This window comes from Streptomyces sp. NPDC101490, from assembly GCF_044767145.1.
Taxonomy (GTDB): Bacteria; Actinomycetota; Actinomycetes; order Streptomycetales; family Streptomycetaceae; genus Streptomyces.
The window spans coordinates 1-19,545 of record NZ_JBIWNI010000014.1; the positions used below are offsets into that span (position 1 = coordinate 1).

A 19,545-nucleotide genomic window follows, 5' to 3' on the forward strand; every position below is an offset into this window, starting at 1 on the left:
CTCGGACGATCCCGTGGCGGACTGACCACCAAGATCCATCTTGGCTGTGACGGCCGAGGCCGCCCGCTGAGCTTCGTGGTCACAGGCGGCAACATCAACGACTGCACGCAGTTCGAGCAGGTCCTCGCACGCGTCAAGGTCCGCCGGCCAGGTCCAGGCCGACCGCGAACCCGGCCCGACCATCTTCTGGGCGACAAGGGATACAGCAGCCGGAGCATACGCGACTATCTGCGGAAACGCGGCATTCCCCACACCATTCCGGAGCGCTCGGACCAGCAGGCGAACCGCCGCCGTCGCGGCCGCAGCGGCGGCAGACCTCCTGGTTTCGACAAGGAACGCTACAAACAGCGCAACGTTGTCGAACGCTGTTTCAACACGCTGAAGCAGTACCGCGCCATCGCCACCCGCTACGACAAAACCCGCGAGTCCTACGAAGCGGCCCTCACCATCGCGTCACTCCTGATGTGGATATGACCCTTTGAAGACACGCCCTAGCCGAGCGCCACCTTCGTCGGCCGGGACGGGCGCGGGCGCGCGAAACGGACCGGTCAGGGACGAGCCGCCATGGGCACGACTCCCGGAGCGCCACCCTCCCACGCCCCGGTAGCGCCCACAAGTGGTTCCGCTGTGCGGTGAGTTGAGGATGTTCGACTGGGCCGCGATGTGCAACCGCCTCCCGACCTGCGCGTTTTACCTTAACGAGACACCCGCTGCCGAACGCGTGAGATCTTGGGCTAGCGTCCGCCCCATGACTCGTCGCAGATGGACAATCGCCACCGCCGTCGCCCTCCTGGCCCTCGGCGGCTCACTCGCCACCACCGCCAACGCCTCCGACACGGCCGACGCCGCCGACGCGTCGGAGTGGCAGCGGGTGGGCACCGGGATGACCGGAGGTGTCAGCGGACTCGCAGTGATCGAGAAGCGCGGGGGCGCCAAGAAGAGCGTCGACCTCGTGATGGTGCGGGACAGCAAGAAGCCCGGCGAGAGCCGGGTGGCCACCGTCCGGTACAGCGCCTCCGGCAAGAAGGCGCCGGTCGTGCGGGAGCTGCCCTGGCAGGGCATGCCGGAGCCGAGGGACCTGGAGGCGGTCGACTCGGTGCCCGGGCAGCCGGGTGACTACGTGACCCTCACCAGCGACGGCACGGCGTACCGCTTCACCCTCGACCCGGACGCGGCTGTGGCGTGGGGCAGTTCGCCCGTGCCCGACCGGGCGGCCGGGGACAACTACGAGAGCTTCGCCCTGACCCGCCAGCACGGACGGACCATCGCCGTCTGGGCGACCCGGGGTTCGAGCGGTGACAAGCCCTCGCTGGTGCGGGCCGCCGAGTACGACCCGAACAGCGGGACGTTCGGCCCGGCGACCGCGCCCGTGGCCTTCACGGTGCCCTACCCGCTGCCCGTGGACGGACAGGAGGTACGGCACGCCAGCGACATCAAGATCCACGCGGACGGCACGGTGCTGCTGACCGCCGCGTCGGACCCGAACCTCAACTCCGGGCCGTTCGCCTCGGCGGTCTACATCGCCGGGAAGGTGACCTCGGACAAGTCGGGCCGGATCCGGGTCGATCTGAAGTCGAAGGACCGGCTCACCGCGCTCGCCTCGTTCGACAAGGAGGTCGACAACCGCAAGATCGAGGCGGTCGCCTGCCGCCGCGGCAGCGAAACGGGCATAGTGGGCACGGATGACGAGGACGAGGGCGGTTCGCTGCTCTCCCTCGACATCTGTCCGGGCTCGCGGGACTGACCACGGCACCGGCCGAAGCACTGACCGCGCGGCCGGTCGCACGGAACCGCCGCGGCCGGAACCCCCGTGGGGTACTGGCCGCGGCGGCCCCCAGCACCGGTCGGCCCCGAGGGCCACGGGATGAAGATGCTCCGCCGGACCGAGGCGCACACCGACACTCAAGAAGGCGACCGAAGCACGGCGAAGCGAACTGACCAACTCGACGTACAGCGGCCTCCATTACGCCCTCCGCGACCTCGGAGGCATCGATCACCGGCTCGACGCCGGTGGGCACGGACCTCCTCCAGCAACGTCGGCGCCTCGTCGTGCTGATCCTCCTCGTTGATGTCGGGGAAGGCACGGGCGCCGAGGTCGCGGCGAACCTGCTCTGGCGTACGACAACGACGGTGGCCAGGACCGGGGCCTCCTGGGGGTGCGGCCGTCGCGGACACGGTAGTGGTCCACCGCCTCGGCTTCTTCCAGGCGGCGCCCGGCTCCTTCGCCGTTTCGCGGGTGGCGAGCAGTCCTTGCCGGGCGAGGAGAATGCCGGACGGCTCCGGTACGGCGTTCACGCGAGCACCTCCAGATTTCACTGTCCGGCGGGCGGGCGGCGAGTTCGGGCAGGCGCTGCGGCCACGGTGCGGGACTGACCGGATCGGGCCCGGCCCGGTTGCGCAGCTGCTCCAGCCCGTACGGCGAGAAGGTGTTCGGCGGTACGGGTCTGGCCCTGTGCGGCGGCCTCGGTCGCGGCACACGGGGTGTTGCCGCCTTCATGCACGGACCGGTGTCACGGCTTGGCGTGCTCGGCGGCGTACGTCTGCCGCGCCTCGGCCGGGGCCTCCTCGCCGCGTCCCAGCATCACCAGAGCCCGGTGCCGGTACTGCGCGACCGCGATCTCGGAGGAGAGGAAGGCGTTGTGCGCGACCGCCTCCTCGACGGCGTCCGGGTCGGCCGCCTCCACGCGCCTGTCCGTCACCGGCCGGGGAGACCGGTCACGCCAACGGGCCGGTCAGCCGCTCGACCCTGACGTGCCGATCCCGGCGCCGCCCAGCCGCTCGCCCATACCGGCCCCGGGAACCCAACCGGTGTTCCCCTCCACTCGGATGGACAGCTCACGGTCAAGTCACCGGCCGCAGCGGCCCAGCTCCGGACCATGCAGGGCCCGCGAAAGGCTGGGCGGGACCACCGCCCAGCGCAGCGTTCAGGAGCTACGGGACGGGCACTGCCAGCAGGATCCGGTTCCGCTCGTGGTCGATCTCCACGATCTGTACGAACATCTCCTGGCCCTCGCGGAAGGACTCCGAGGACGCAGTCGGCCCGGTGAACGGAACGAGTCCCTCGACGCAGTCGGCGAGGCGCACGAAGACGCCGATGGACGCGACCTTGATGATGCGCCCGGCGACGACCTGGCCGACGCGAAAGCGAGGCAGCAGGTCTTCGTGCTCGGCCCACTCGCCGAGCACGACCCCCACCTGATGATTGTGGTCGGTGTGCCAGACGACCTCGCCGGTGACGTGCTGCCCCACGGTCGGCAGCTCCATGCACCTGGGCTTCCTGTCGATCCTGGCCAGGCCCACGGCGTCGGGCCGGTCGTCGATGGAGAGGAAGACGCCGAAGGGCTGTCGGCCGACGACCTCACCGGTGATGCGGGTACCGACGGGCAGAACGCGGACGGTCTCGGTCCAGGCCGAGGCCGCGTCGGGCATGCGCCTGCCGTTCTCCCAGGGCCAGGAGTACTCGCTCATTCACCGATCATGGCATGCGCCGGTCACGCCGGGAAGGGTGAGCATCGCCGCCCAGTACTCCTCCGCCCGGAGCACCCATACCGACAGTGGCGTGAGGATGGCCCTGAGGGCGACCGCGGGCCGACCGCGTCCTCACGTCGATGAGGCCGCCGGCCCGGTCAGACGGAGAGCGCTGCTTCGAGCATCCGCCGAACCACCGTGGCCAGCTCGGTCGCGTCGGGCACCGGGCGGGTCGCCGCGAGCGCGCCCGCGAGCCAGTCGTACAGCAGGCCGTCGGTCCAGGCGACGAAGAGATCCGCCGCCGGGCCGGGACGGGGAGCCCCGAGTGCCGCCAGCAGGGCGGCGGTCCTGGCCTGCGCGGCGAGACCTGCGGTCCGCAGGTCGGCGCGCAGCTCCGGTCGGCGAGTAGCTTCCAGGCCGAGCTCGAAGCGGGCGATCTGGCGTTCGCGCGCCGTCGTCAGCCAGTGGTGCAGCAGCGTGGCCATCCCGTCCGCGGCGGAGTCAAGGTCCAGGCGACCCTGGTCCGCTTCCCAGCGGTCCACGTCGGCGACGAAGAGTTCGGTCAGGCGGAGGTAGCAGGCGCTGATGAGAGCACCGCGAGTGCGGAAGTAGTAGGACGTGCTGCCGGCCGGCAGGCCTGCGGCGGCGTCGACCGCGCGATGCGTCAGGCCGCGCAGCCCGGCGGTCGCCACGGTGCCGATGGCGGCGTCGGCGATCAGGTTTCGACGGTCGGAGATGGACATACCCGCACTCTACAGATGTAGAGTGCGGATCATCGACCTCTACAGGTGTAGAGACAAGGGGGTGGTCGACATGGGTGTCCGTCATGCCGTCGTGGCCGGAGGCGGAATCGGGGGCTTGACCGCGGCGGTGGGCCTGAGCCGCCGCGGATGGCACGTCACCGTGTGCGAACGGGCCTCCGTACTCACGGGTGTCGGCGCGGGCATCGTGCTCGCCCCGAACGCGCTGCGCGCCCTGGAATCGATCGGCCTGGCCCCCGGCTCGTGGGCGGGTGACGCCCTGCCCTGCCAGGTCGGGCTGCGTACGCCCGACGGCACGTGGCTGACCCGGTCCGACAGCGGCTCGCTGTCCGCACGCCATGGAACGGCCGCGCGGGCCGTGCACCGCGGCTTCCTGATCGACACCCTCGCGACCGCCCTGCCCGTCGGTACCCTGCGCCTCGGCGTATCGGTGACCGGTGTGGACGACACGGGGGACAGCGTGACCGTGCGTACGTCGGCGGGCGATCTGCGCGCCGACGTCGCGCTGGGGGCGGACGGCATCCGCAGCGTGCTCCGCGGACAGCTCTTCCCCGGCCACCGCGGGCTGCGTCACGCCGGTGAGGCCGGTTGGCGAGCGGTGCTGCCGGGTGCGGGCCTGCCCGCCCAGGAGGCCGCCGAGACCTGGGGGCGGGGCGAGCGGTTCGGTGTCGTCCCTCTCTCCGACGGCCGTGTCTACGTCTACGCCACCGCCGTTTCCGGCCCCGGCGCCAGGACGGGAGCCGGGCCCGCCGACCACCACGCCGAGCTGACCCGGCGCTTCGGCGCGTGGCACGATCCGATACCGGCGCTGCTGGACAGGCTGGACCAGCGGGCCCCGGACCGGGTCGGCATACTCCACCACGACTTCCATGAGCTGGCCGCCCCCTTGCCCCGGCTCCACACCGGCAGAGCGGCCCTGCTCGGTGACGCAGCCCACGCGATGACCCCCAACATGGGCCAGGGCGGCTGCCAGGCCATCGAGGACGCCGTCGTCGTGGCGCATCTCCTCGCGTCCACCGACGATGCACCGGTCGCGCTCGCCGCCTATACGGATGCCAGGCACCGGCGGACCACCCTGATCAGCCGCCGCTCCCGGCGGCTCGGCGAACTCGCCCGGCTCTCCCACCCGCTCGCCGTGCCCCTCCGGAACCTGGCCGTACGCGCCATGCCACGAGCGCTGTCGCGAAGAGCTCTGGACACGGTCCTCGACTGGCAACCGCCTTCCGCCCCCACCAACACCAACACCAACACCAACACCAACACCAAGGAGCATCGGTGAGCACCACGGACACATCCCGCCCCCTCCGCCGGGCGGACCCCGTCCGTCCCTTCGCGGTCGGCGCCTACGGCTTTGTCCTCATGGGCGTCGGCCATCTCGCGCTCTCCGTCACTTCGGCGACGGCCAGGACTCCGCGACAGCGTCAGGTCGACATCGCCATGCAGGAGCCCGCCTTCACCCTGTTGGGTCTGGAACGCACGGTCCTCGACGTCTTCAACGGCATCAGCGTCGCCATGGCCTTCTTCATCATCGCCTGCGGCCTCATGATCCTCGCCGCCGTCCGCCACTCCCCCGCCCTCGTCCAGCGCCGGACCGCGTTCGGATGGATCGCTCTCGCGGCCTCCCTCGCCTCCCTGGCGGTATCCGTCCTCCTGCTGCCCCCTCCGCCGATCGTCTTCCTCACCCTCACCAGCTGCGCTTTCGCCCTGTCCCTGCACAGGGCCGCACCTGCCGCGCGCAGGAACTCGTGACATGACGCGGGCCGAGACGGCCCGTTCCGGCCGGTTGGAATCCGCTCAGCCGTCCGCGCCGCACGCACCCCGCGTCCGGCTGACTGCCACACGCTCGCCGGTGGCCAGTTCCGGCTTCAGGTCGATACGGATCTGGTACGTCGCCTGACGGTCGACCGTGCCGCCCGACTCGCCGCCACCACGCCGATGCGGGACCACCGCAGCCGGTCCCGGAACGGTGGACGGTCCTCGGCCGGACGCAGGACCCGCCGGATCCGCACCGCCGACAACGGGGTCGAGGCGGCCCGCACCTTCTGAGTCACGCCTGTCACTCCCGCCTCACATTTGCCCATCTGCGGCGCCCTCCGCCGTCTGCTGCGGACCGGGGATAGGTACACCCACCACATCGAGGCACACGTGTCAGCTACCCGCCGTCGCTACCGCTGTCCGTCTTCCCCCAGGGCGCTTTCAGGTCCGCCCACACGGGGACCCGACTCCAGGGCTCACCTGATGGCCGAGCGGCGGGAGGACGCCGAACACACTTCAGCCACCTCCGGGTGCTCTCACGCACCCGCGTTTCCCGGCCGGTGGGCATGCGGATGCGGGGCGTCCCGGGTGCACTGGGCGCTGCCGACGAGCCCGGCCAACGTGCGGCGGACTCGGAGGTGAGTCGGTGGACGCCCTGGAAGTTGACGGAGCGCCACACGCGGCCGTCCATGACGTGCTTCGGATTGCGGGTCCTGCCTCGGGCGTCACGCCAGGTGAGGGCCGACAGGAGGTCGCGAGGTGTCGGGGTGTCGCAGTTCGTCGATCAAAGGGGTCGACGGCCCGACGTGCCGGAGGCATTCATCCGTCCTTGGCCGAGCGCGGCAAGCGCACGGTCCAGGACCTCCTGGACCTGGCCGAGGGCCGAGATCGTGGCGACCAAGCCCTGGACCCGATAGTGGTCGATGACCGGCGCCGTCTCGCTGTGGTAGACCTCCAGTCGTCTTCGGACGGTTGCCTCGCGGTCGTCATCGCGCTGGTACAGCTCTCCGCCACAGACATCGCAGGTCCCTGCCGCTTCAGGCGGCCTGTGGTCGACGTGGAAGATGTGCTCGCGGTCCCGTCGGCACACCCGTCGTCCAGCGATCCGGCTGACCACCTGAGCCTCGGGAATCTCCAGGCCGAGCACAGCATCCAGCCTCGACTTCGAGCCGGCCAGGATGCCGTCCAGCGCCTCCGCCTGAACGCGGTTGCGGGGAAAGCCGTCCAGGAGGAATCCGCGCCCGGTGTCCGGGTGGGCAAGGCGCTCTTCGACCACTCCGATCGTGACCTCGTCCGGCACCAGAAGACCGGCGCGTAGGTGACTCCGGGCGTTCCGCCCCAGCTCGGTGCCCTGCTCGATGTGCTCACGGAACAGGTCACCCGTGGAGACGTGCTGGATCGACAGATGCGCGGCAATGCGCACCGCTTGCGTGCCCTTGCCCGCCCCCGGCGGCCCGATCAGGAGGATGCGCATCGATGAGGTATCCCTTCGCCCGGTCTGACCCAGGACCGGTCCCGGGCTCCGCAGCCATGAACCGAACGTTAGATCCGGTACCCGCCAAGGCACGATACGGCCCACCCCAAGACCGGAGCGGGGGATACCCCCAGCCGTAGCCTTCGCGGACTGGCCAGGAACGGCGTCGTCGAGGCCGACGGCACGTCCCGGCCGGACGCGCCTCTGCCTCCGGCGGATGCACAGCGCCACCGCCCGCCGCCGGGCGCCTCCGGCCGCTCTCTCCCCCCGGGGATCGTAAGTGCGAAGGCCCGAACCCGGCCCCTCCGCGCGTACCGCGCGCGGCCCCCGGTGGGCTTCGGGCCCGCCGTACGCCCGACACAGCCACCCTTCCGGGCCGCCACGCTCGCCGAAGTGCGTTGAGCCGACTGATCGTTGCGCTCCCGTACCGCTCCAGCCCTGCCTCAGCCGTACACCCTCCGCAGTCCGTGCCTCAGCCTTCCGCCATCCGTCGGCCGCCATCCGCAGTCCGCCGTGTGGAGGCACGGCCGCCACCATCCGGCCGGTCACCCGTCACGGTGGACCCGGGCCGCGCCGCCACCGTCGCCCGCCCCCGGTCGGGCAGCGTGGACACCATGCACCCCCGCCGTACAACGCTCCTCGTCCTCGCCGCGCTCCTCACCAGCGGATGCGTGGCCGTCCCCGCCCCGCACGCCTCCGCTCCGGCCCGGCCCGCGCAACTCCAGCCCGCTGACGCACTCCCGCCGACCCCGGTGACCACCTGGCCCGAACTCACCCTCGCCCCACCACGCGAGGATCTCTCCACCACCGGCCCCCGCCGCACCACCACGGCCAGGACGAAGGCCCCGGCCCTGGCAGACCGCCCCGCCACCGCTCCCCGAGCCGCGCGGCCGGCAACGGTTCGACCGCCACGACAGACCGCCCCGAAACACCCCGCCACGAAGGCCCGGACGCCGATCCGTTCCTCCGCGGCCCGCCCGAAACCCCGCCGGACCCCCATGAAACCCTCCGCCCGCCGACAGCAGCCGACGACCGGAGCCGCCCCCGACATGCGCCGACTCTGCCGCCAGGCCCAAGGCATCCAGGCCCCCATGGGCGCCCCCGCTCTCTGCCGCCGGATGTACGGCCGCTGACGGCGGACCGTTCGAGCCCAGCCGAGATCTACCCCGCAGCCGACCTTGCCGTATACCGCCCGTCAGACAGGCAGAACCAGACATCAGTCGAGCCAGATCACCATGGCGTGGCCATCAGAGGCAGCGGCCTGGAAGAACTCCGTCAGAGGGATGAACAGATCTCGGGCCCAGCCCAGCGACGTCGGCGAATCCCAGATCAGGGGGTAGATCTCGGCTGTGGCGAGTTCGGAGTGATCGACACCCTGGATCAACTGGTCATAGGTCATCTGCGTCAGCGTTTCAGCGGCCAGCCGTACGCGGTCGCCAGTCACGTATCGCGGCGGCCCGTAGCCCCAGTCATCGACCCCGGTGAAGGGTTCCTCGCCATGCACGATGTCCACCGGGAACGCCGAACGCTTCAACAAGGCCTGACCGCCGGGCCGGGAGCTGACCGCCCGCAGGTGCGCGCCGTCCACCTGGTCACGGCCGTCGCCGTTTGAGTCCGATCCGGTGAGCCGTGTCGACAGCCGGGTGCGGCAGGGCGGTTCGGTCCGGGTGCGCATGTAGCGTGCGGGCGCCGGAGGACGCCCCGGCGGAGGAGGACCACGCGATGGAACGCTCGACGGACGAGAGCCTCGGGCGGCGCCACCTGCTCGCCCGGGCCGCTGCGCTCACCATCGGCGGGACGGGCGGTGGCGCCGCTGCCGGAGCCGCCGAGGCGCTGAGCGGTACGGGCATAGGGCGGACAGGCGGTGAGGACGAGGGCGGAGGAACGCCGTTCGGGCAGGTGGTGGTCCTTCCCGGCGATTCCCGCTACGAGAGTCTGCGGCGCGGCGACAACTTCCGGTTCGTCGGCCGACCGGAAGAGATCCGTCTGGTCGGCTCCACCGGGCAGGTGGTGCGGGCGGTGGCCGACGCTGTCCGTTCCGGGCGCCGTATCGCGGTGCGCAGCGGCGGTCACTGCTTCGAGGACTTCACCGCCGGCCCGGATGTGCGGGTGCTGCTCGATCTCTCGCCGATGGGCGCCGTCGGCTTCGACCCGGGGATGGGCGCCTTCGTCGTACGGCCGGGGGCGACCCTCGGGCACGTGTACCGGACCCTGTTCCAGGGGTGGGGTGTGACGATCCCGGCCGGTGGCTGTCCCGAGGTGGGTGCGGGCGGGCATCTGGCCGGTGGCGGATACGGTCCGCTGTCCCGGCGACACGGCTCGGTCGTGGACTATCTGCATGCCGTCGAGGTGGTCGTCGTCGACCGAGACGGCACCGCCCGCGCGGTCGTCGCCACCCGTGATCCCGGCGATCCACACCACGACCTGTGGTGGGCCCACACCGGCGGTGGGGGCGGCAACTTCGGTGTCGTCACCCGCTACTGGCTGCGCTCCCCGGGGCCGGAGGGCAGCGGCGACCGGCGACCGGCCGAGCCCGCGCGCCTTCTGCCGTCCGCACCGAGCAGGCTGCTGGAGGGGCTGGTCATCTGGACCTGGGACGGGATGGACGAGCGCGCCTTCACGACCCTGCTGCGCAATTTCGGGACCTGGCACGAGCACAACAGCGCGCCCGGTTCGCGCGCCGCGAACCTGTACGCGGTTCTCGTGGCCAGACACCGCGCCACCGGCGGCCTTCAGCTGACCGTGCAGATCGACGCGGACCTCCCGGACGCCGATGCCCTCCTCACCGGCTTCGTCTCCGCCATGACGGCGGGTGGCGGCGTCGCCCCGTCCGTGACGCTCCGGGGCATCTTGCCGTGGCTGCATGCCATGACCTGGCCCGGCACCGGCGAAGCGGGCGATGTCGGCACCCGCCGCTACAAGGACAAGGCCGGCTACCTGCGCCGCGGGTTCACCGATACCCAACTGGCCACCGTCTACCGCCACTTGACGAACGACACGGGCAGCACGGGCGACACCGACAGCGGGATGCTCCTCATCGGGTACGGAGGTCAGGTCAACGCCGTCACCCCCCACGCCACCGCCGTCGCCCAGCGGGACTCGGTGATGAAGGCCATCTACTTCACCGTCTGGGCCGCCGAGGCGGACGACACGGCCAGACTGACCTGGGTGCGCGACTTCTACCGGGACGTGTACCGCGACACCGGAGGCGTCCCCGTCCCCGGCGACGTCAGTGACGGCTCCTACATCAACTACGCCGACACCGATCTCGCCGACCCTGCCTGGAACACCTCCGGCACCCCCTGGCACACCCTGTACTACAAGGCCAACTACCCCCGCCTGCAGCGGATCAAGGCCCGCTGGGACCCCCGCGACGTCTTCCGGCACTCCCTCTCGGTCGAACCGCCGCCCAGGTAGAGGGTGAGCCATCCGCTCCGGACAGAGGAGAGGGAGCGCAGGTCACACCGCTGGTGGTTCCGGCCGTCCCGCGCGGGGCTTCCTCAAGCAACATGCCCGCGCCCTCTGCCCCAGTGCGGCGACAGCGTCCATGGGGCGGGAAACGGTGCCGACCGTGTTGTCCGCGCTGTCCGCCGCCGACGAATACGCCCTCGTCAACGCCCTCGGCCGCGTCTGCGCCGAGAGGCCCATCCCTGTGGTCCTCATGCCCGAGCTGGACCGGATCGCCGCCCCGTGGCCGGGCCGCTGGTTCCTGCTCTCCCGGCCGGGGGCCCAGCGCGCCATCGAACTCTGCGCCGGTCCTCCTGCGAGCAGAGCCGCAGCGTCTCATTACTGCCCCGCATCCCCACAGCCGGCCCGTTTGCGCTCAGCGCAGGATCGACCATCGCGGTGGTCCTGCTGAATACAGGGAGATCACCCGACTCCGCCACCCGCCGTCGCTATGCTCCGCGGCATGGGCGGAATAGACATGGCCAACGGGATCGTCGGGGCCGTCATCGGCATGCTCTTCGCGGTGCTGTTCCAGCAACCCCTGCAGGACTCGTGGTTCAAGGTGCGCAGGCGCTGGTCGGCCGTCCTTCGGAGCCGTCGGTTCCGCGACGAACCCGATGCCTCGTGGGCGACCTTCGCACTGGGCCCCCTGCGCACTTCGGCACTGATCGTCGAGGGGGACGGCGAGACACCCATCTCCCCGCCGAGCGTGCACATCCAGGTACTCGACGACGAGGTCGTCCTCCCCTCCGAGATCACTCACTGGCGGGAGGAGATCGAGGCCGAGAGCGCCAGGCTCCGCGCCGAGGGGAAGAACCCGATCTGGAACGGCCCGCGATACGCGGTCGAGTCGTTCGCCGTCTCTCGGACCCCTCTGGACGAGCAGCCGGAAGTCCGCCTGCGGCTGCGGCCCACGGACTACTACACGTTCCTCGCCGCCCAACAGCTCGACCGTCGGCTGCCCGACGGTACGACACTGCGCTCCCGCTACCTGGACCCCGACCGCCCCCTTGAAGCACCCGCTTTCCTGCAGTGCAGTCTCGGTGTCAACATCGCCGTGGTGACCGCCGACGACCTGCTGGTGGTCAGTCGGCGGAGCGACCAGGTCCGGATGGCTCCCGGCACCTGGAACTCCTCCGTCAACGAAGGGGTGTCCCGGCACATCGATTCATCCGGCAGAAGCGCACCGGTCCTCCACTCGGTCGCCCAGCGCGGCATGCGGGAAGAACTGGCGCTGGAGCCGCACGAGTACTCCCTCGAACTCCTCGCCTTCGTGCTCGACGTCGAGAAACGCCAGTGGAGCGCCCACTTCTACGCGCGTCTGCATGACCTGACCGCCCAGGGACTGCGGTCCCGGCTGAGCAGAGGTGTGGCCGACCGCTGGGAGCATCAGACCATCGACCTCGTCCCGTTCCGCGCGGCCACCGTGGCCGGCTATCTGCTGCACACGGACCGGGTGCACCGCTGGGCTCCGACAGCCCCGGCCCTGTTCCACCTCGCCCTGGTCCACGTCCATGGAAGAGCCGCCGTGGAACGGGCGGAGGCCCAGGTCGTCCGACGCCACTGAGCCCTCATGAGCCTCACGCCCGAGACCCCATCGTCCGTCCGCCGGCGTTCGAAGGGGCCTGAACATCCAGTCAAGCGGCGGGGGCACGGTAGTGGTTGTGGCAGAGCTCCAGCGGCCCGCCCTCTCGACGTAGTCTCGCCAGGGCAGGGGCGGGCCACACCCCACCGGAAAATTCACGAGGAAGGGCCCCCGGCTCCCGCCTGGAACGCCCCTCACACGCCTGTGGCGGGGTCTTCGTATTGTTCTGCTCCTGGTGGCGGCACTCCGGAACGAAGCTGTCGGAAAAGTCGTGGACGCGGTCACCTGGGACCTCGGGTGCATGCGGCCTGACCTGCATGTTTCCCTCCGGGTACCTAGGATGGACGGGTGCGGGCGACAGCGTGAACGCGGTGTTGGCCGCGGTTTCGTGACCTGCGCTCAGCATGCCCAGGACGTCCCAGGGAGGGTGCTTCATGACCGAGTCCGGCAACCCCGGCCAGCCAGTGGCCGTGAGCGAGTACGACGCCAGCCACATCCAGGTCTTCGAGGGCCTTGAGGCGGTGCGCAGGCGGCCGGGCATGTACATCGGCTCGACCGGCGAGCGCGGCCTGCACCACATGGTCTACGAGGTCGTCTCGTACGCCGTCGACGAGCATCTTTCCGGCCACGCCGACGCCATCGACGTCACGATCGCCGCGGACGGCGGCATTCGGCTCAGGGACAACGGGCGGGGCCTGCCCGTCGAGGCAGCGGAACCCACCGGCAAGTCGGCCGTCGAGCGCGAGCTGACGGATCTGTCATTCGGCACCAGACCCTGCACCGGCTACGGGGTGTCCGGTGGCCTCAGCCTGGGGCTGTCCGTGGTCAACGCGCTGTCGAGCCGACTCACCGTCGAAATCCACCGAGACGGCCACCGCTGGACGCAGGAATACGCGAAGGGCATCCCGGTCACTCCACTGACGAGGAACGAGGAGACGCGCGAGCACGGCACCGAGATCGCCTTCCTGCCCGACGCCGACATCTTCGAGACCACCCGGTTCTCGTACGAGACCCTGTCGCAGCGCCTCCATGAACTGGCCTTCCTCAACGGAGGCCTCGCCATCTCGCTCACCGACGAACGTCCGGTACGGCCGGTCCGCCACCACCATGCAGACGGTCTACTGGCGTACGTCGCCCACCTCAACCCCTATCCCCCGAGTCTTGTCCACTCCCCCGCCATCGGCTTCGGATCGGAGAACGAGGACCGGACGCTCTCCGTGCAGGTCGCCATGCAGTGGAACACCTGGTCCCCGGGAGAGTTCCGCTCCTTCGCGAACAACACCCGTACTCATGAGGGCGGCGCCCACGAAGAGGGCTTCCGTACCGCGCTCACGTCCGTCGTCAACGAGTACGCGCGCCGCCGGGGGCAGATGTCCGCAGACGACCAGGACCTCACGGCCGAGGCCGTCCAAGAGGGTATGACCGCAGTCGTCTCTGTGAAGCTCGCCCATCCCGTCTTCGAGGGATCCACCAGGACCAGGCTCAGCAATCCCGAAGCGAACACCTACGTCCAAGAGGTCGTCCGCCGACACCTCACCGACTGGCTGGACCACCACCCGAATCAGGCCACGGCCATCATCCGCCACATCGTCCATGCCTCGACCGGACACGGGAAGTGGTGACGGAAGCTCAACAGCCGAGGCATGGACGGTCTCGACCTCGCGATCGTGGATGAGGCCCATGCGACCGCCGGTGATCCGGGACGACCGTGGGCGACGACCTACGAGGACGCCCGGATCCCGGCGGACTTCCCGCTCGGCTGCACTCGGAACAGTCCGGCGGGCCGGGCCCGAACCGGCTTGTCGCCACTGGCCCGAGCGAAGCCGCACAGGGCCGTGCCTTCGAGTATGAGCCGGCCGAAGCCATGGGCGCGGGCGGCAAGGTCGTCAACAGCCCCGTGCAGAACGACGACGGCCGGAATCGCCACCGACTCGGCCGGAAAGCGGGATCAGCGATTGATGGCCGGCTGGCGCAGCTGGGCGGTGATCCCCTGCCGGTCGATCTGGATCCAGTACTCCACGATGAGGCCGTCCTCGACGCGGTAGACCGCGCTGGTCATCGCCGTGACCGGCGCGCCGGTCGGCTGGTGGTGGTCGACCGGTCCGTTGTGCCGCCCGCGCTGGGTCCAGCGGGCGTAGACCCGGTCCCCCTCGGCGATGAGCTCGTCCACGGTCAGCGTGAAGGGACCGTACGCGTCGAGCATCTCCTGAACGTGCTCGGTGTAATCCCTCGGTGTCCGCTCCACGACCACCGGTGCCTCCGAGACGACCTGGTGGGCCCGGACCTGGCCGGCCATGAAGTCACCGGCCCGCTCGGGACGCTGCCCCGAGCGCACCTGCAGGAGGAACTGATGGACAGTGTCCTTCACATTGCTCATGGCCAAAGTGTGACATCTATCGGATCGACGCAGGCGAGGGGGGTGAGGTGGCCTTCCTCCTGGGCCGAACCACTCGGAACCACGTCGCGCACGTGTACGCGGAAGGCCGTGAACCACCCGGCGCCGCATGCCCCGGGCCCGGGAACGGGTCCGGCCCCGCACCCGGAGGTGGGGTGCGGGGCCCGGCATCATGCCGAGTGAGCGCGGGGGCGATCGTTCAACGACCGCCCCCCCGCCACGGGAGTCTCAGGATGCGGGCGGCAGGGTCCGAACGAAGACGTCCCATGTGCCGTTGGTGTCGGCGGAGACGATGTCGGAGTCACGCGATTCGAAGGAGAACGTGCGGCCGTCGCCGGTCATCTGCCCGGGATAGGCGCTGACCGGCCCGCCGTCCCTCGCGAGGCTCACCAGCTGCGCCTGATCGGTCTTCAGGTTCCACCTGAAGACCGGCGGAAGCAACGTGTTCGGGCCCAGGACGGATGGCAGGAGGAGCACGGAGTGGCCGTCGGCGCTGAGCGAGCCGTGGCCGGTGGGCTGGCTGAACGGGTTCGGCCGGGTGGTGCCGGTCGCCAGATCGCGGACGAAAATGGTCGAGTTCTGGTCGTTCGCCGTCACCGGACTCTTGTCGGACCGGGCGAAGAGCACCCGGTTGCCGTCCGCGCTCATCGACGGCCGGCCGCTCAGGGCTCGCTCCGGTGTCGGTCCGTTCTGCGCGACATCCACCATCTGTTCCTCGCCGGTACTCCGGTCGAGGAGGTAGACATGGCCCTTCGCGGGGGGTGTGGGGCCGGGGCCCGGGGCGGGGTACCTGAGGTTGTCGTACGCGATGCGCTGCCCATCGTCGCTGATGGACGGTGCGCCCGCGTAATAGGTCTCGGCCGCGGTGTTGGGCCGACTCACCCACTGCGTCGTGCCCTCCAGCAGATCGCGCACGTACACCCTTGATCCCTCGGCCGCCGTCGACCCCGAGGGACGGCCCTGCGCGAACACGACGTGGCGGCCGGAACCGCTGATCCGGGGGTCGCGCGGGTAGCCGCCGGTGAACTCACCGAGGTCGACGTCCACCCGCTGGGTGAGGCCCGTCGGCAGATCGCGCACATACAGGTGATCGCCCGACCTGATCAGCATCCGGTCCCCCGAGGCGCTGAAGTCGCATATGTCCACCGGAGCGCCATCCAAGGTCACCAGCTCCACCGTGCCTTCGCGCAGGTCGCGCAAGTACGTCCGGGACTGATGGGTGGGGATCGGACCGGGCACGAGATTCGTCGCCCACGAGGTGAAAGCGATGTAGCGTCCGTTCCTGCTGAGCACCGAACCGAACGACCTGTCGTTGCCCTGCGCCCCGTCGGCGGCCACACTGACCCGCACCGTCCCCGTACCACCACCGCCGGGGTCGGCGCTCGCCGTCCCCATCGGCAGCAGCGCCGCCAGCAGACCGGCCCCCAACGCGCCCGCCACCGCGGGTAAGAGTCTTCGCATGTCCCCTCCAGAACATTCGTGGCCCCGCCTCAAACCCCTACCGGGGTAATCCGCGATACAACCGCAGCGGGCCCGTCGCGGGCAATCAGTCCGATGACGTACAACCATGGACACGCTTCGGACGTCAGGGCCGCCGAAGCGTGTCCGGGTACGACGGACGAAGACACGGGCCCGGCCGTACGGTGAACGCAGCCGTGGCACCAACCCCATGAGCTGGCACAGCCAGGGGGTCAGGGAGACGCCGTCGTCCCTCTCCTCCGGCCTCCAGCCGGTGATATCAGGCAGCGAGTTCGTCCAGCGGTCCGTCGCCGAGCACGACGTACGTCTGGTGCGGCGGCGGGCCCGGGGCGGGGTGGCCGTGGCCGTACATCCGGCCGCGCGGCAGCCGCTCAGGGACACTCACGTAGCCGAGGTCGGCCAGCGCCTGTGCACGGTGGCGAGGTCGCCGAGGTCCAGCGCCCCCTCCTCGTTGGCCTCGCCCGCTCCCGCCGGGGTGGGGATTCACGGCCGGTCGGCGCCGTGGCGCGCTGAACCGTCGCCGGTGTGCCTGAGGGGCCGGGTCCGCGCCTGCGGGCCCGGCCCCTCAGGGGTCACGGCCGGGGCAGGTCCGCCTCCCGTACACCATGGATGTGGACCAGAACGTCGAAGGCGCGGCCGAGCGCCAGGTCGTAGAGGGGGTAGTCGTCGTTGAACAGCGTGCCGATGCTGCGGGTGGGGCGGGCGGTGTCCAGCCAGCTGCGGGCGGCGGGCGCGGCGGTGCGCAGGTCGGCGTAGAAGTCGCGGTGGCGGACCTTGTCGAGGGTGTTCTCGTTGGTGCCCGGGGCAGCGGCGCCGACGGTGAACTTCTTCCAGTCACCACCGATGGCGGTGTCCTTGGAGAGGAAGGATCCCCGGTCGAAGGTCATGGCGATGGGCAGGTAGTTCCGGCCCATCGCGTCGCGGAGGAAGGATCCCTGGGTCTTGGGGTACATCGTGGCCGTTCCGGCGATCAGGCCGAGGTGGTCGTTGTGCGCGGAGACCAGGATCTTGTGGCCGGTGCGCTTCTGCCACCACAGGACGTTCCGGGCCATGGCCTCGTCGCGGAGGCGCTGGAATTCGGGCATGGCCGCCGGGTTGCTGGGATCCGCGGTCAGGAACCGGGTGGTGTCGGCGACGGAGCGGGCGTTCTGCACAGCCAGTTCATGTGCCTTCCGGTCCCGCCCGCCCGCCGCGCTGATCAGGTCGTGCACCTCACGGGCCCGGTCGGCGAAGAGCTGTCGCTCGGCGAGCGGCTTCTTCAGGTACTCGAAGACGTCGTCGACGGGGCGCAGCCCTGCGTAGAGGCTGTCGACGCGAGGTGCCAGCGCGGGCTGGTGCCGCTGCACGTAGCCGGTGATCCGGCCGAAGAGGTCCTCGGTCATGGCCGGGCCGGAGAGGTCGTTGCCGACGAAGTGGACGGTACGGGTGGGGTTGCGCCGGTTGTGGTCGCGCATCCACTGGAGGAGGTGGACGAACTCCTCGCGGTCCCAGGGGGAGTTGCCGAGGTGCTCCGCGACGATCCGCCGGGCGTCACCCTTACCGGTCTGGAGGTACTCGTCGATCCGCAGCCCGGCGCCCCAGCTGAACTCCAGGGAGAAGGCGCGGAACCCCTTCTCCTCGACGAGGTGGCGGAAGACCCGCTCCTTCATGGCGAAGAACTCGTGGGAGCCATGGGTGGCCTCGCCGAGGCCGACGACCTTCGCATCGCCGATCATCGCGCCCAGGGCCCGCAGATCGGTGGTCCTCCCGCCGGGTTCGGTGGAGCGCAGCGGGTGGGCGATCCGCTCCAGCTCGCGGACGACGGGGTCCTGGGCCCGGGTGGCGGTCGCCACCGGGGTCTGCTGGGCGGTCGGGGACGCCTGTGCCACCGCGGGGGTGAGGGTCATTCCCATCGCGATCGCCGCCGTGACGAGCATGGCCCTGCGGCCGACGCGCGAGTGGTGGTGAGTGGTCATACTGGTGGGCTCCTTGGGTTCGCTACCGGCGACGTGATGAAGATCCTCGCCCGCGGTCCCCTGGTGGCGCAGTGAACACAACTCCCCAGTTCCTGGTGGAGTGCACTCCACCAGAAGGGCCGCAGACACCACCAGGAAGGCCGGAGACCCGCCCACCGCACACGGCCTGTACGCCAAGGTGATCGCCGACCCCATCCGCGTGCTCGCCCCGACCACGAGAACACCTGGGCAGGCACATTCAAAACGCCTACCCGTCCCAGGCCACCCGCTGCACCGGCACCCCCACACCCTCCTGATCCTCTGCCGCAACCGCCTCTCTCCCCACCAGCCCCCAGCCCAGGAACCCCAGCCCGAGGCGGACCAGGCGGCGGGAGCCGGACCCGAGAACCGGGACCCGAGCCCCGGCCGCCGGGGAGCCGGACGAAGACGCAGTACACAGTCACGGTGTGCTACCGCACCTTCGTGCTACCCGATGGAAAGCCCGTCGGCGTAATGTCCGCCTTCATCAACACCAGCCAGTGATACAAATCAGCTGACTCTGCCCCTCACTCGTCGTGCCTCCGGAACCCGCCGTCGTTCCGGAGGCACGGCCTGTAAGGGAGCCCGCTCAAGCTGGATGACAGGCAGAAGGACAAAAACCATGCGAGAAGACGATGCGAGCATCCGCCTCAGCACCGTCGTGGCATCAGTTCGCACGCGGCTGGAGCCCTCCCACCCAGCACTCAACGCCCTGCGGTCCACGGCCGAGGCCATCGACAACGCCGAACCGGAACTAGCTCTGGACGACCTGTGCCAGATCATCCGGTTCTTCGACGTACGCATCACCCCGACTGAGTACGACACCCTGCGAGCCGTCTCACAGGAGTTCTTGATGACCGACCTCCTGGAGGGCGCACACCTCCTCCCCTTCATCCGGATCTGAAAAGTCACAGAGAGCGGGCATGGCCGTCCTCACCTCCACCAGCAAGAGGAGGACGGCGGTCACACGGGAAGTCCGCCCGGCTCCTGTTCCTTCGACAGGCCCGGCGGTCCGGACATGCGGCGCCGAACCTGTCCCGCCGTCGCGTGCGGGAGCCCGTCAACCCCAGGGCGCCGTCGTCATCCCGCCGGATCTCACGGAGGTCAGCCCGAGGGAGGAGTGAAGCTCCTCGTCTCCCACGGCACAGCTCGACCCAGCCGTGCCCGGTCGAGCTCAGCACCCGCGGTCCCTCGTCGCCGCAAGCCGG

Annotated in this window: 18 protein-coding genes; 9 read left to right on the plus strand and 9 right to left on the minus strand. The window is 70.3% G+C overall.

Annotation, left to right across the window (positions count from 1 at the left end; all coding sequences use genetic code 11):
- Positions 1–474: IS5 family transposase (locus ACIRQY_RS23255; protein ID WP_403928720.1), on the plus strand; the 474-nt coding region annotated here is incomplete at its 5' end.
- 274 nt (positions 475–748) lie between these two features.
- Positions 749–1,744: a hypothetical protein gene (locus tag ACIRQY_RS23260; protein ID WP_403928723.1), complete on the plus strand. Its 996-nt coding sequence runs from the start codon at positions 749–751 to the stop codon at positions 1,742–1,744.
- Between the two features lie 766 nt (positions 1,745–2,510).
- On the opposite strand, the gene ACIRQY_RS23265 is transcribed toward ACIRQY_RS23260, so the two are convergent.
- The 3 genes from ACIRQY_RS23265 to ACIRQY_RS23275 all read right to left on the minus strand — a co-directional run bounded on the left by ACIRQY_RS23265 (position 2,511) and on the right by ACIRQY_RS23275 (position 4,211).
- Complete coding sequence (locus ACIRQY_RS23265; protein ID WP_403928726.1) at positions 2,511–2,699, minus strand: hypothetical protein; 189 nt, start codon at positions 2,697–2,699, stop codon at positions 2,511–2,513.
- A gap of 232 nt (positions 2,700–2,931) precedes the next feature.
- Entirely contained in the window at positions 2,932–3,468 is a 537-nt protein-coding gene (locus ACIRQY_RS23270; RefSeq protein ID WP_403928729.1) for a S1 RNA-binding domain-containing protein, read from the minus strand.
- Between the two features lie 158 nt (positions 3,469–3,626).
- A complete protein-coding gene (locus ACIRQY_RS23275; protein ID WP_403928732.1) occupies positions 3,627–4,211 on the minus strand; it encodes a TetR/AcrR family transcriptional regulator in 585 nt (194 codons plus the stop codon).
- Between ACIRQY_RS23275 and ACIRQY_RS23280 the strand changes: the two genes are divergently transcribed.
- Positions 4,204–5,508, plus strand: coding sequence for an FAD-dependent monooxygenase (locus ACIRQY_RS23280; RefSeq protein ID WP_403928735.1), 1,305 nt, complete (start codon positions 4,204–4,206; stop codon positions 5,506–5,508). The genes ACIRQY_RS23275 and ACIRQY_RS23280 overlap by 8 nt on opposite strands.
- Positions 5,505–5,978, plus strand: a complete 474-nt coding sequence (locus ACIRQY_RS23285; protein WP_403928738.1) for a hypothetical protein — start codon at positions 5,505–5,507, stop codon at positions 5,976–5,978. Before ACIRQY_RS23280 ends, ACIRQY_RS23285 begins: the two co-directional genes overlap by 4 nt.
- Before the next feature lie 790 nt (positions 5,979–6,768).
- Here the strand turns inward: ACIRQY_RS23285 and ACIRQY_RS23290 are convergent.
- On the minus strand, positions 6,769–7,458 hold the full coding sequence (locus ACIRQY_RS23290; RefSeq protein WP_403928741.1) for an adenylate kinase: 690 nt from the start codon (positions 7,456–7,458) through the stop codon (positions 6,769–6,771).
- Between the two features lie 614 nt (positions 7,459–8,072).
- On the opposite strand from ACIRQY_RS23290, the gene ACIRQY_RS23295 reads away from it, so the two are divergent.
- Positions 8,073–8,591, plus strand: a complete 519-nt coding sequence (locus ACIRQY_RS23295; RefSeq protein WP_403928744.1) for a hypothetical protein — start codon at positions 8,073–8,075, stop codon at positions 8,589–8,591.
- A gap of 83 nt (positions 8,592–8,674) precedes the next feature.
- On the opposite strand, the gene ACIRQY_RS23300 is transcribed toward ACIRQY_RS23295, so the two are convergent.
- Complete coding sequence (locus tag ACIRQY_RS23300) at positions 8,675–9,133, minus strand: DUF1877 family protein (protein WP_403928747.1); 459 nt, start codon at positions 9,131–9,133, stop codon at positions 8,675–8,677.
- A 47-nt stretch (positions 9,134–9,180) separates the two neighbouring features.
- Here ACIRQY_RS23300 and ACIRQY_RS23305 point away from each other — a divergent pair, with 47 nt between their 5' ends.
- The 3 genes from ACIRQY_RS23305 to ACIRQY_RS23315 all read left to right on the plus strand — a co-directional run bounded on the left by ACIRQY_RS23305 (position 9,181) and on the right by ACIRQY_RS23315 (position 14,112).
- Complete coding sequence (locus ACIRQY_RS23305; RefSeq protein ID WP_403928750.1) at positions 9,181–10,875, plus strand: FAD-binding oxidoreductase; 1,695 nt, start codon at positions 9,181–9,183, stop codon at positions 10,873–10,875.
- 493 nt (positions 10,876–11,368) lie between these two features.
- Positions 11,369–12,472, plus strand: a complete 1,104-nt coding sequence (locus tag ACIRQY_RS23310) for a hypothetical protein (protein ID WP_351793372.1) — start codon at positions 11,369–11,371, stop codon at positions 12,470–12,472.
- A gap of 452 nt (positions 12,473–12,924) precedes the next feature.
- Complete coding sequence (locus ACIRQY_RS23315; RefSeq protein WP_403928753.1) at positions 12,925–14,112, plus strand: ATP-binding protein; 1,188 nt, start codon at positions 12,925–12,927, stop codon at positions 14,110–14,112.
- 326 nt (positions 14,113–14,438) lie between these two features.
- On the opposite strand, the gene ACIRQY_RS23320 is transcribed toward ACIRQY_RS23315, so the two are convergent.
- The 4 genes from ACIRQY_RS23320 to ACIRQY_RS23335 form a co-directional block, all read right to left on the minus strand.
- Positions 14,439–14,867, minus strand: coding sequence for an ester cyclase (locus tag ACIRQY_RS23320; protein ID WP_403928756.1), 429 nt, complete (start codon positions 14,865–14,867; stop codon positions 14,439–14,441).
- 246 nt (positions 14,868–15,113) lie between these two features.
- Positions 15,114–16,346, minus strand: a complete 1,233-nt coding sequence (locus ACIRQY_RS23325; protein ID WP_403928758.1) for a TolB family protein — start codon at positions 16,344–16,346, stop codon at positions 15,114–15,116.
- A 277-nt stretch (positions 16,347–16,623) separates the two neighbouring features.
- Entirely contained in the window at positions 16,624–16,749 is a 126-nt protein-coding gene (locus ACIRQY_RS23330) for a hypothetical protein (RefSeq protein WP_403928761.1), read from the minus strand.
- 187 nt (positions 16,750–16,936) lie between these two features.
- Positions 16,937–18,319, minus strand: coding sequence for an erythromycin esterase family protein (locus ACIRQY_RS23335; RefSeq protein WP_403928764.1), 1,383 nt, complete (start codon positions 18,317–18,319; stop codon positions 16,937–16,939).
- A gap of 640 nt (positions 18,320–18,959) precedes the next feature.
- Between ACIRQY_RS23335 and ACIRQY_RS23340 the strand changes: the two genes are divergently transcribed.
- Positions 18,960–19,241, plus strand: coding sequence for a hypothetical protein (locus ACIRQY_RS23340; protein WP_403928767.1), 282 nt, complete (start codon positions 18,960–18,962; stop codon positions 19,239–19,241).
- Positions 19,242–19,545: the final 304 nt, after the last annotated feature.